We start from the raw sequence: 13,301 nt of genomic DNA on the forward strand, positions 1-13,301 counted from the left end.
ACACATAAAGAAATTCCTGCCTGTAATAGTCTATCAAGTAAACACTCTGATAAGTAACACGAGCAAAAGCCTCTATGGTTTGCACTAACGTAGAGAGTATATTGGAATCATAGTCAGGTGCGTTGCGCACGGTGTTCGATGCTATAAAGAAATCTTTTATGTCTGTCATATATGCTAAACGTGCTAAGGTTCTCTGATATATTTCACTACAAAAGTACATTTTTAATGCGGAATACCGTAAAAAGATTACACAAAAGTGTAAAAAACAAAGAGAAAGATGCCAAATTACACAAAAGTGTAATAGATGATATTCGCATAGGAAGTATTTTTGCCGTATAAATCAAGAAACAAAAAGCATTATGGAAAAACAGATTGCAACATTTAAGGACTACGATATTTTCATGGCAGACAAAACGAGTCTGTTGGAAATAGCACAGTTTGTGGTCAGGGAGAATTACTCCCATCACTTATCTTCATTTACAGAGAAAGAAGTAAATGAAGACATCAAATCAGTGTTTGAGGAAGAGGAATATCTGTATGATAACAAATCTCATATCTATATTGCAAGGGATTCCTTCGGGAATATGATTGGCTGCATCAGGAGCTTTCATTGGGATAAACACAAGATTCTTCCTATCGAAAAAATATATGGGATAAACCCACTAAATGCTATTCACCAGGAAAGTAAATATAGTTTTTGGCATATCGGACGCTTTGCTGTTGCAAAGGATTCGGGAATATCAACATTGACATTGTTCAAGCGATTAATGGCATTAGCAGTAAAGCCGATAGTTGAGGACAAGTACAGCTATATGATTGCAGAGATTGACAGCAAACTATTGAAAGTAATGAAAGCCTTGGGATTTGGCACACGTAAGATCGGAAAATCCATAGACTACCTTACATCGGAGACCATTCCTGTGTGTTCCAGCAAAAGAGGTATTATGGGCTTCTTTTCTAAGTATGGTGAACTTTGTAAGGTTGCATGATTACACTTTTGTGTAATATTTCAGACAATAGACTTAGAATTACACTTTTGTGTAAAGAAGAATTTTGGGAAAACAAATATTTTTGCCACGTCAATATTCATAAATATAAATTACGCTAATCAAAGCTTGTAACAAAATAATTAATTATATGAAAAAATTAACGAATAAACATTTGTGGTTGATAGTGGGACTCCTAACTATATCTATGCAGGGTATGGGACAAAAAGTAACACACAATATCACAGGCACTCTTATCTCTGATGATAATGACAAACCCTTGGAGTATGCAGAAGTACTAATTTCTGACATTTCGAACAACACTATAAAAAGTGTCCTAACCGATGAAAAAGGTACTTTTTTTATAGATCTGGAAAAAGGAATGTACATATTGAGATATAAGGAATTAGGTGAAATCTTGAAACAAGATACCATTGATTTTACAAACGACAAGAATTTAGGTATAATTAGACTTCCGATAGTTAATAAAAAACTTCAGGAGGTGACCGTAGTTGGGATGACAAGAATCATCACTTTCAACGAAAACAGTTTGGTATATAACGTTCGAAACAGTCCGTATGCCAATGGTTTCAAAGCAAATGATGTAATCAAAAATGTTCCAGGAATAAATCCATCCAATCCTGAAGAAATATCGTTGGTAGGTAAAGATAATGTAATTGTTTTGATAAATGGACGCAAGACAAATCTCAAGGGCAGGGATTTGGTGAACTATCTGAATAGCATTCCTTCAGATGATTTAGATAAGATTGAAATTGTAACCAATCCATCATCTGCGTTCAGTGCATCGGGAAATACTGGCGTTTTGAATATCGTTCTCAAAAATCGAAAGAATTTAGGTCTTGACGGCTCTCTAAATATAGGTTATCTCCAGAGGCGCAAAACAAGCTTTGAGAAAGGTGGAAATATCACTGTCTCAAACAATTGGCTCACGGTAGAATATGGATTGGGCTATTGGAAGGAAAAGCGTATGCATGATGTCAGAAACTGCTTTGAATATATTGATTACACAAAACTTATAAACAATAAGACATACCAAAAGTCAGACTACATTAGTCAAAATCTGAACACGAACATCTTTCTGAACAATAAAATGAACATTGGCTTTATGTCTTCATTTAATTATATGGACGAAGATGGAATGTCGGATGTATATCAGGAAGAATTCGGAAGCAGGAAATACTTTTCCTCAGAAAAAACACGCTCAAATAATAGATACAAGGGCTTTTCATTTTCGCCCTACTATGAATGGAACATTGACAGTTTAGGAAAGAAGTTGTTGATAAACTACAACTATAATCTAGCAAAAAATATGTCAAACAGTAATTACACATCGGATAATCAGCTGGAATTGTCCAATAGCCTGTATGATAACAGCTATTTCGTAAATACACTGAATATGAATCTCACGTTACCCTTTTCGTGGATTAGATTTGAATTGGGAGGAGAATATACTCATTATCATGCAGATAATTACTCTCGTTACAACATTGTTGATAGCTTTCTCTACAAAGAATCCATTGGTTCTTTCTACGCAGACATCAGTAAGACTTGGAAAAGAATGTTCCTTAAATTGGGAGTACGATATGAGCATACCAAATCGGGGGGCTTTCCTCGCGAGGAGACTAATCACTTTTCAAAGAGCTATGCCAACTGGTTCCCATTTATTGATATTAGTTACAAGTCCGGTGACAATAATGTGTTATATTTAGGTTACAGCAAAAGAATTAACCGTCCAGACATGATGCAATTGAATCCTGCGAGGACATATTCCGATGCCTACACTTATTTGGCTGGTAATTCTCTCTTGAAGCCGTCTTTAATGGATTATTTAGAATTCAGATATCAATACAAAACGTTGAGTATCGGAGTCTCCTACATGCATACATCTGATGGTATAGGACTTCTTGTCAATGATAACGAAAATTCACAGACAGAGCAGACGTACAGTAACTGTATTTCTACAAATAGCCTGATGGGTAATGTCAGTTATAGTTATAGCCATAACAGATGCAATGCTGCCATACAGCTTTATGTGAACTATAATAAGTCTAAATCGTCAGACCTATCTCTGAATAGTGGGGCTTTAGAAGGATTCTGCTCTTTTGTTACCACGAATCTATCCTATAGGATTGGAAGTAAGGGGTTAGCTTATGCAAGATATTTATACTATTTCCCCGGACAGGAACAATATATTCACTATAACTCATTCCAGAATCTCTCAATAGGTTTCAATTGGGTACTCATGAAGAACAAGTTGATATTGGATATCAATGTTAATGACTTATTTGGAACATATTATAATCGCAATCATGTGGTATATGAGAATTGTGTGTTTAACAATCGGAATGACTATGATAACCGGTGTCTAAACATAAAACTTACTTATAAATTTGGTAACCATAAGGTCAAGCATAACAATGTTGATATCAATATTAGTAATAATCGATTGCCAAACATAAACAAATGAAAATAGTACAGAGTTTCTGGTCGGGTAATAAGGACTGCCTGAAAGATAGTTACGGTTGGTCAAGTCCGATTTATCATTATGCAAGTTGGATATTGAGTTGTAATCAACTTCGAAAGTATTATGACGATGTGATTTTGGTAACGGATAAAGTTGGATATGATATACTTATCAATAGATTACATCTCCCATATTCTGATGTTATCGTTTGTCTTGACGAGTTATCTAAATATAATTCTGATATATGGGCCTTGGCAAAGATAAAAGCTTATGATACATTGGACGAACCTTTTATTCATGTTGATGGTGACGTATATATATGGGACAAGTTTGATAGATGTTTGGGAAATCATGACCTAATAGTTCAAAACATAGAAACGACATCTGATTATTATCGTTCGATGTGGAATGAGATACGACCTTCTATTGATATTCTTCCTGAGATTATGGAGAAATATGACCAAGGTACAAGCCAAAAAGCATACAATATGGGTATCTTTGGAGGAAACGACATCTCATTCATAAAATCTTATTGTAAACAGGCTGTTGATTTTGTAAATCAGAACCTGGAACAAGTTAACAAACTTAAGGGAATTAACTTTAATATCTTCTTTGAGCAGGTACTGCTGCACGAATTGTGTACTCGTTATGGCAAAGATGTTGCAACATACATTAATGAGGATATTGGTGATAATGAGTATCAGGGATTTGCCGATTTCGACAATGTAACAGAAGACAAAACGTATCTTCACTTACTAGGATTCTATAAGAGAACACCTACGGTATGTAATAAAATGCTGGCATATGTTATTAAATACTATCCCCAATATATGGTTTATCTTGAAAAGCTCCTCGCCCTTAAACCATCAATAGCAGGTTATATAGTGAATGTTACCCAAGATAAAATGGATTATGAAATTACATCCTATAAGGACTCTCTTATGAATGGGAAACTATACGCGAAATTTAACATCAAAAATATGGTGTTACGTAATATTTCTTCTATAGGAGCATCTAGAGAACTTGAATCATATCTGAAATCCGGAAAAAATTCATGATAGTTCCGACAAATAGTTTCTCTTTGGCAAAGAAATACATCAGAATCAAAGAATTATATGGGCATGATATGACTGTTCCTGCATTATCTGTAGATTCTGTGATTTTTGACATTATCGGCAAAAAACAGATAATGAGAAATTCTGTTACGCAGCAGAAGGATGTTTGGATATTAGCTTTCCTTTGGAGAAAAGAAAAGATTTTATCAAATTCCTATGGAAAAGGATTTCTCTTCTAATGTCGTATGGTGTGTTAGTACCTGTCAAATGTAGTCTATAATTATCGATAATATAGAAAGGAAAAAGTGGAGGCCTTAAAGAACACATCATTAAAATAATTTTAATAAAAAAATGGAAAAGATTAATTTAAAAAAATTTGAGAATGACAGTATGGCTCTTAATGACTTAATGGAGGTACGTGGTGGTAGTGGTAACACTTGCACTGGAATTCTTTCCACCTCAAGCAATTCAAGTGATCATGACAGTGGACTTGGGGACTGTGATTAATTTAGCGGTAAAAACTTTTTATTATTAGTAAATAATTTAAAATTACAAAATGGAAAAAATTAATTTGAAGAAATTTGAGAGCGACAGTATGGTTCTTGATGACTTGATGGAGGTACGTGGTGGTAGTGGTAACACTTGCACTGGAATTCTTTCTACCTCAAGCAATTCAAGTGACCACGATTGTGGTCTTGGAGACTGTGATTAATTTTGCAGTCAAAAACTCTTTATTATCAGTAAACAATTTAAAATGATAAAAATGGAAAAAATTAATTTAAAAAAATTCGAGAATGACAGTATGGCTCTTGATGACTTGATGGAGGTACGTGGTGGTAGTGGTAACACTTGCACTGGAATTCTTTCTACCTCAAGCAATTCAGGTGACAATGATTGTGGTCTTGGAGACAGCGATTAATAATAGACAAAAGCAAAAATCAACATTTTGGCTGTGGCTATATGCCACTGCCAAAATTATGACAGATGAAAAATAGTATGATTATAATTTTTTCAAGCGGAGATGATATTTCAACGCGAGATGTTAAAAATAGACTCACGAACATGTCGCAAGATGTAGTTGTCATAGAACCAATAGCTGCTCAGGAATGTTTTTCTGTAATAAGCAACGATGCCATCATCTTTGAATCTTCAGATGGAAAGCGATACAATCTACTTGATGCAACTGCTTGTTGGTGGAGGCGAACAGGAATTGGTATGAAAAATCTTGTTAATGAAGTCCCTAAAAAAAATTGTAGCAGGTGGACGCGACATATCAAAGATTCTCAATGGATCGAGAAATCATTTAAATGAGGAATTTAAAGATTTAAGAGATTATATCTATCAAACGATGTATAAAAAATGTCCTATACATATTGGTAATCCTAACCGTATGGGACTAAACAGGATGTACACATTAGATATGGCAAAAGAGATTGGACTGAATGTTCCTGAATATGCAGTTATCACAAACTATAATCAATTGGATATGTTGGACAAAATAACTGATAAGTTTGTTTCAAAAGCAATCAGTAATGGCATATATGACATTGGAGGAAATGATGCATTCTATACCTATACAGAAGCTCGAGATAAGGCTGATTTTGCCAACAAAGATATTAAATTGTTTCCTTCTTTAGTCATGAGTTTGGTTGAAAAAAGTTTTGAGGTACGTTCGTTTTACTTAAATGGAGTATTCTATTCTATGGCTATATTTTCACAGAGAAACAAACAAACTTCTATTGATTTCAGAAAGTATTGCACTGAACTCCCAAATAAGAATGAGCCATTCAAACTTCCTATTGATGTTGAAGAGAAACTTGACAAACTATACAAGAAGTTGGATTTAAACACCGGTTCTGCTGACTTTATAGTCGATAAAGATGGGAAATTCATATTTCTGGAAATTAATCCAGTTGGACAGTTCCAGATGACCAGTTTGCCATGTAATTATAATTTAGAGCAAAAAATAGCAAATTATCTAGTATATGGATCTTGAAAAAATAGTTTTAAGTGACAAAGAAATAGAGAATCTTCCTTTATTCTTTAAAACGATCTATCATAATCTTTTGATAGATCCCAACTTCGAAGATAAATTGATGATGTTTAATCCTGAGACTAAATTCAAAGAAATGAGATCGGTGGTTCCCAAAAGAAGTCTACCGTTATTTTATAATTACGAAAAGAGCAAGAAAGATGGACAAGTATAATAATCAATATTTTATTCTTTCCTCAAGTTGTGCATTGACAAAAGGCGCAAGTAGGACACTTATACAAGATTTTCAAAGAAGTTATGCGGATTTTGTACCTAACGACTACTATAGCTTATGCAACTTGCTAAATAGGCATAAGATTTCCGATATTGCCAACAAAATAGAGGATAGTTCGCTAGTAGATTATTATCAATTCGTTGATTTTATGATAGAAAGAGAATATGCTTTCGTTTCAGACAATCTACAAGTATTCCCTGAGATATCGCAGGAGTTGTATGAGGATAAGGACAATATCTATGATGCAATTATTGATATTGATGGGAATGATATCAAAACAGACAAATTGGACATGTTTCTATCTGATGTAAAAAAATTGCATTGTACTGATCTTCAAGTAAGGGTCTATAATCATTCAGATCCATGTCGCCTCCATTCTATTCTAAGAAAAATCTGTGCTTATATCTTTTATTATGTAGAGCTGCATTTGGATTCTTCAAAATATATCACCAATAAATATTGTTACGATATTATATTGAACTACCCTCCGATAACAAATATCTATCTATACAATGCTGTCTCAAACAAGAGCATAAACTATAGTGAGAATACTGAGGGATGTTATCCTCTTAAGATGGGAACTGTGTATTATGTAGCTGAAGAATTGAATGACAATAATTGTGGTTGTATTTCTGATTATTCTAAGATTTATAAAAATGCTAGCTTCTATAGGATGAGTCAGAGGCACAATTCTTGCCTATATAAGAAAGTTTCTTTAGATAAAGATGGGTATGTAAGAAATTGTCCATCTATGTTTGAGAAATATGATCTGTCTGACGGATTGGAAAAAATTATACCTTCTCCAACGTTTAGGAAATATTGGAATATTACTAAAAAGAATGTCGATGGTTGTTAAGATTGTGAGTTCCAGTTTAATTGTCTTGATTGTAGAGCACATACAAAAGGAAATGGAATATTCAACAAACCCATTGCATGTAAGTATAATCCTTATATAGCAAAAGAAGAACGATGAAAATAATAAAAACGATGATAAAAATAAGGGAAAAACTAAATAGATTTCCTTGTTACATCCAATTTGATATGATGGATTGCGGCCCAGCAGCGTTGGGTTCAATCGCTTCATATTATGGTAAGAATTATAGCATTCCTGAACTACGAGAATATTGTTATCTTTCTAAAGATGGTGTAAGTCTTCTAGGAATAGATGATGCTGCGAGAAAAATAGGTTTTGAAACGCTACCAATAAAAACTTCTGTCACAACGCTTTGTAGGAAAAAGCCTTTTCCCTGTATTCTCCATTGGGATAATGTTCACTTCGTTGTGCTTTATGACGTAAAAAAATCACTGATCACCAGACATAAATATTTTTATATCTCAGATCCGAGTTATGGTAGAGTGAAAATTAATGAAGATGAACTCAGCTCGCATTGGTGTGGTGCCGATGGTGAAGGTGTGGCATTACTCATGTCACCAAAGGAAGATTTCTATGAAACGGTACCTAAACATAGTGGAGGTCATTATAAAAAGAATTTTCTTTCATTTTATAAGAATTTTAAGAACGAATACTCTATACTCTTCTGGGGTATGTTCTTTAGTAGTATTTTTGCTCTTATTTTTCCTTTTTTAACCCAAGTTTTGATAGATATTGGAATTGGAAGAAAAGATATTCACATCGTCTTTATATTTCTTCTTGCCCAATTGTTTCTTTTTATTGGTTCAACTTTTATCATGGTAGTTCGGAATTGGACGCTCTTATATAGCAACTCAATTATTAATATTGATATCATCCATGATTTTTTAGCAAAAATCATTAAACTTCCATTCAAGTTTTTCGATACAAAACAACTTGGAGACTTTACGGCACGAATAAACGACCATAATAGAATTCAGATTTTCTTGACATCTAGTAGTATAACAGTCATCTTTTCTTTTCTGACATTCATTGTATATTTTATACTATTAACATATTATGATGTAAAGATACTGTTGGTTTATCTCTGTATAACAGCAATTGCAATAGTGTGGTCTATTGTCTTTGTAAATAAAGAAAAAAAATCGATTACTCGAGATATAGAATAGATAGAGAAGCGCAGCAGAATGTATATGAAATTATTAATGGAATTTCTGAAATTAAGATTAATGGGACAGAGGACTATGAACTCAATTGCTGGAGAAATAGCCAAATCAAGCTGTTTGGCATTGATATTGATATTCTGAAACTCAGCCAACTGGAAAGTATTGGATTTGAATCCTTTAATAAGCTAAAGTATATAGTAGTTGTATTTATGGCCGCCTATGATGTGATTATAGGCTCTATGACGCTTGGTACATTACTTGCAATCTCTTATATCATAGGATCTTTGAATCAACCCATCAGTCAGATTATCGAATTCATACGTAGTTTGCAATATGCCAAACTGAGCTATGATCGACTTACTGATGTTCAGGCATTGGAAGAAGAGGATATTGATACCACTATTGACATCAATAGTGATACATATAAATCTTTTGATGGAATTCATTTAAAACATGTAGATTTTCATTATTATGGTCCACGATCTCCCAAAGTTATCGATGATATGACATTAGATATCCCCTTTGGTAAGACTACTGCTATCGTTGGAGAAAGTGGAAGTGGTAAGACCACTCTAATGAAACTGTTACTTAAATTCTATGATAAATATAGTGGAAGTATACTTTATGGAAATGAGGAGTTGAAGGATATTTCAGTCCAGAGTCTTCGTGAGTATTGTGGTGTTGTCATGCAGGATGGTTATATCTTCTCTGACACTCTTGAAAGAAATATTGCAACGGGTAAACAGCCCATTGACCAAGGGAAACTGAAGAATGCTATTAACATTGCACAATTGACGGAATTTATAGAAAATCTTCCACAAGGACTCAAAACAAAGCTGGGTACAGGTGGAAATGGCATATCAGGAGGTCAACGTCAGCGCATTCTCATAGCCCGTGCTATTTACCAGAATCCTCCGTTCGTATTATTTGACGAAGCAACCTCTTCATTGGATGCCAAAACAGAGAATAAGATATATCATAATCTGGACAAATTCCTTAAAGGTAGAACAGTTCTTAAAATAGCTCATCGTCTAAGCACAGTTATGAATGCTGACCAAATTATTGTCTTGCATGCTGGAAAAATTATAGAACATGGTACCCATGAAGAGCTTCTTGCTCAAAAGGGATTTTATTACGAATTAGTCAAGAATCAATTAAATTTAAGCAAGTAATTATGGAGCGAATGAATTTAAAGAAAATGCTATTTATAAGATATGGCCTCCTCATCATTTTTCTTTCAGCAATCATTGTTTTTTCCCTGTTATGGGCATTAAGAGTGGATGATAAATCCTTGCTGAATATGATTATTGCGTATTTTCTAAATCAGTCAATAAAATAAAATGCAGAATCACAAGGAGATATCGGACAGAAAATCATACATGTCTGTATGTTAAGTGGGTATAAAAGTCCATTCTTACAACGACGTTATAAGTTTTATATAGTTTTTTTAATAGTCCAACAAGAGTACGCGTGTCTATAGCATAAATGTGCAACAAGGAGTATATGAATAGTACGAGATGTGCAACAAGTCTGAAGTTATAATTACAATATTCCAGTCTACTAGCAATAGCAGATAGATTTATGTTGATATCCCTGATATTCATAAAAAGCAAATATGAGTTTATAATAAGCTAAATAAGTACATAGAATCTTTATAAGTAAATAGTGGAGGCGAATTGTAAAGAATCTCTGATGAATAGCATATGTCGAATAAACCTCCTTTAGAGCAGGCTAAAACAATGAAGAAAGACAAATGTAGTTACTGCGTAGTACAATTGTTTAGAGCACACAACTACACGTTAATCCTTTTTCTTTCACCGCTTTAACTCTTATTGTAGTAATGTAGTAAGATATAATCGGTGAAAGAAAAGGAAATATATTCATCAGTTCTTGGTATTGTCCAATAGGAAGATTGGCGTTACAATGGAAGCCTCTGTCTGCAATCTTTTATTGATGTGCTTTCTGAATAAACGCGCTTCTGTGCTGTTCAACTGAAAAGACAGGGCGATGATGATAGGAAGGGGATAAAGTGGTGAATAACTTACGGTCTTTCCCTTCTTGATAACTTCCTCACCTGCAACCCTCTCATCGAGATATAGGTTGGAGGATTTTATTATCGTTTGCATCCTATGGTTGAGTTTCCTCCATGTTACCCCGAAGAACCTCACAAGTTCACTCTCTGTCATGGCTATCTCTCCGTTTCCCTTGCGAATGACTTGCATATTGCAGCCCCAATCAAAATAGCTACGATGATTCTCCGTGCTAGTCATTGTCCTTTGTTTATAGTTCGTATTCATGCCGTTTCTTCCATTTTACAGGTTACAATATCCGAAGATTCACAAGCCTCTCTCTCCGCTATTTCTTTCTCCTTTGCCGATTGTTTGGCTATAAGCCTGTCCATATCCTTTGAAATCTTGTTGTCTGTTACCTGCGCATAAATCTGCGTGCTTGATATGGAGGCATGCCCCATCATCTTGGCTATGCTCTCAATAGGAATACCTGCGCTCAGGCTCATCGTGCCGAAGGTATGCCTTGCAACATGGAACGACAATCTCTGTCTGATACCGCAAGCCTTACCCAAGATGCTTAGGTTTTTGCCCATTACACTACGGCTGCAATGAGGTTGGAAGAAAAGGCTGTCGCCTTTTTCTTTCACCGTCTACTGTTCCTCGCTTCTTTCCTGCTCTTTCTGGCAATGACTGATGATAGCTTCCGCTATGGGATGCAGCGGCACGATAAACTCAGCCTTTGTCTTCTGACGCTCCTTGCGTATATATCTCTGTCCGTCTGCTGCCGTTTGGATATGGCTGTATTCCAAATTTTCCATATCAGCGATAGCCATACCTGTGAAGCAGGAGAAGACGAACATCAGCCGAGCCAATTCCGATTCTCTGTCGTTCATCGTCATTGCCATGAGTTTCATTACATCGCCCTTTTGCAAGAAGCGTATCTTCTTTTCCTCCTTCTCATACTTGGCGTTCTCAAAGGAATTGCAGCGGATAATCCTGCTTCTCACCGCACGAAACATCAGTCGGCTCAGCCAACAGAGATTGGTATTGACAGTCGATGCTTTCAGTCCACGCTTTTTCAGGAAGAAACGGTATTCCTCAAACAAGCTCTCTGTAATGATGGCAATAGATATGTCTTGTACTCCTTTATTTTCGATAAATTCACGGAGGTTTCTATCAGAATAGGATAGGTTCAGATAAGTCCCCTCTGCCCTTGACTTTCCAACGCTTTCCTTGACGGCTTGCAGTTCCGCCTTGCTCATTGCAAGGAGCGTGGTGGGGTTGGTGGCAATGCCTTGCAAACTGTTCTTGATAAGTTCCACACTTACCACTCCTTCCATCGTCAGTATGTCCCGATAGGTTTTTTCTATCAATTCCCTGAACTCATTGATTCTTTGGTTGGTCTTCCTATTGGTTGTCAAACCCTGTTTGGAGTTCCACTCGGAGACTTTACACTCTTCTCCTGTGGTAATGGCGGTGCTCTTTCCGTCTATGGTGATACGGCAGAGAATGGCGGTGTTGCCGTCTGCCTTAGTTTTCTGTCTGTTGATATAGAATAGAGTCTTGAATGTACTTCTCATTGTCTTGGTGGTTTTGAATAATGAATAATGATAAGATAGAAAAAATAGGAATTAGATTGTTAACTGCATATCTTCAGTGAAAGAAAGGAAACAATCAAATTCCTCAAAGAGTTTATGTGGGGTTACCTTTGCATAACGCTCGGTCATACTTACGTTGCTATGTCCGAGCATCTTGCTTACCGTTTCTATTGGTACTCCTTGTTCCAATGTGATGAGCGTGGCAAAGGTATGTCTTGCCGTATGCGTGGTAAAGGGAAAGGCTATGCCTGCTCTTAGGCGCAATGCTTTAAGATACGATTGATAGGTGGCATATTTCATCTGTGGCAATAGGCTTTCCCTTTCATCGCTCTTGTACTTCTCTATTATCCTGATGGCTTCGGGCAACAACTTGATACGGCAAAGTACTCCAGTCTTCTGCCTGTTGAACTTCAGCCAAAGACTTCCCTCGTCATCACGGACAAGATGCAACCTGCTTAACTCCATCAAATCGCAATAGGCTGCACCCGTATGGCAGGCAAAGACAAACAAGTCCCTTGCGGTTTCCATTTCTTCCTCCAACTCTCCAAACTGTATGTTCATTAGTTTGTCAAGCGAACACCTGTCAAGAGCTTTGGGTAGTTTCTTGTCGCCTTTGCTTACCTTGACTTTGTCAAACAATAAAATATCGGCTAATCCTTCACGATAAGCCAATCTGCATACCGTTTTCAGATGGGTAGCGGCATTATAGAACGTACTTTCCTGAAACCCACAAATACCCATAAAGTATTGTTGGAAGTCGTAGATGAACTGCTCAGTAAGCTGTGAAAAAGCCAAATCAGAAACCTTATACCTACTTTTTATAAAGTTCTGCAAATGGGTACGAGTGGAATGGTAGCCAAATAT

General features: G+C 35.7%; 12 protein-coding genes and 2 pseudogenes. 10 read left to right on the forward strand and 4 right to left on the reverse strand.

Annotation, left to right across the window (positions count from 1 at the left end):
* Positions 1–169 (reverse strand): annotated as a pseudogene (locus tag AC1DCD_RS09395) (helix-turn-helix transcriptional regulator); the annotation flags it as partial.
* Positions 170–359: 190 nt separating this feature from the next.
* Between AC1DCD_RS09395 and AC1DCD_RS09400 the strand changes: the two are divergent.
* The 10 genes from AC1DCD_RS09400 (at position 360) to AC1DCD_RS09445 (ending at position 10,002) form a co-directional block, all read left to right on the forward strand.
* Positions 360–989, forward strand: coding sequence for a hypothetical protein (locus AC1DCD_RS09400; protein ID WP_019036702.1), 630 nt, complete (start codon positions 360–362; stop codon positions 987–989).
* Between the two features lie 148 nt (positions 990–1,137).
* Positions 1,138–3,474 (forward strand): TonB-dependent receptor, encoded by a 2,337-nt coding sequence (locus AC1DCD_RS09405; protein ID WP_353586081.1) that lies wholly within the window; start codon positions 1,138–1,140, stop codon positions 3,472–3,474.
* Positions 3,471–4,529: a DUF6734 family protein gene (locus AC1DCD_RS09410; protein WP_353586080.1), complete on the forward strand. Its 1,059-nt coding sequence runs from the start codon at positions 3,471–3,473 to the stop codon at positions 4,527–4,529. The genes AC1DCD_RS09405 and AC1DCD_RS09410 overlap by 4 nt, the downstream gene beginning before the upstream one ends.
* Complete coding sequence (locus AC1DCD_RS09415) at positions 4,526–4,765, forward strand: hypothetical protein (RefSeq protein WP_353586079.1); 240 nt, start codon at positions 4,526–4,528, stop codon at positions 4,763–4,765. Before AC1DCD_RS09410 ends, AC1DCD_RS09415 begins: the two co-directional genes overlap by 4 nt.
* 317 nt (positions 4,766–5,082) lie before the next feature.
* Positions 5,083–5,238, forward strand: coding sequence for a hypothetical protein (locus AC1DCD_RS09420; RefSeq protein WP_019036852.1), 156 nt, complete (start codon positions 5,083–5,085; stop codon positions 5,236–5,238).
* A 284-nt stretch (positions 5,239–5,522) separates the two neighbouring features.
* Positions 5,523–5,837, forward strand: coding sequence for an ATP-grasp domain-containing protein (locus AC1DCD_RS09425; RefSeq protein WP_464641199.1), 315 nt, complete (start codon positions 5,523–5,525; stop codon positions 5,835–5,837).
* Positions 5,758–6,522, forward strand: a complete 765-nt coding sequence (gene gwsG / locus AC1DCD_RS09430) for a grasp-with-spasm system ATP-grasp peptide maturase (RefSeq protein ID WP_353586077.1) — start codon at positions 5,758–5,760, stop codon at positions 6,520–6,522. Before AC1DCD_RS09425 ends, gwsG begins: the two co-directional genes overlap by 80 nt.
* Positions 6,523–6,719: 197 nt before the next feature.
* Complete coding sequence (gwsS, locus tag AC1DCD_RS09435; RefSeq protein ID WP_353586076.1) at positions 6,720–7,649, forward strand: grasp-with-spasm system SPASM domain peptide maturase; 930 nt, start codon at positions 6,720–6,722, stop codon at positions 7,647–7,649.
* A gap of 113 nt (positions 7,650–7,762) precedes the next feature.
* Positions 7,763–8,833 carry a cysteine peptidase family C39 domain-containing protein gene (locus AC1DCD_RS09440; RefSeq protein ID WP_353586075.1) on the forward strand — a complete coding sequence of 357 codons (1,071 nt, stop codon included), beginning with the start codon at positions 7,763–7,765 and terminating at the stop codon, positions 8,831–8,833.
* A gap of 500 nt (positions 8,834–9,333) precedes the next feature.
* Positions 9,334–10,002, forward strand: coding sequence for an ATP-binding cassette domain-containing protein (locus AC1DCD_RS09445; RefSeq protein WP_464641202.1), 669 nt, complete (start codon positions 9,334–9,336; stop codon positions 10,000–10,002).
* Positions 10,003–10,713: 711 nt separating this feature from the next.
* Here AC1DCD_RS09445 and AC1DCD_RS09450 read toward each other — a convergent pair.
* The 3 genes and pseudogenes from AC1DCD_RS09450 to AC1DCD_RS09460 all read right to left on the reverse strand — a co-directional run.
* Positions 10,714–11,127 (reverse strand): hypothetical protein, encoded by a 414-nt coding sequence (locus AC1DCD_RS09450; protein ID WP_353586072.1) that lies wholly within the window; start codon positions 11,125–11,127, stop codon positions 10,714–10,716.
* Positions 11,124–12,419: pseudogene (locus tag AC1DCD_RS09455) on the reverse strand (tyrosine-type recombinase/integrase). Before AC1DCD_RS09455 ends, AC1DCD_RS09450 begins: the two are co-directional and overlap by 4 nt.
* A 51-nt stretch (positions 12,420–12,470) precedes the next feature.
* Positions 12,471–13,301 (reverse strand): tyrosine-type recombinase/integrase (locus AC1DCD_RS09460; RefSeq protein WP_480349318.1); only part of this gene is annotated, 831 nt, incomplete at its 5' end.

The organism is Prevotella sp. C0209C1, assembly GCF_056583855.1.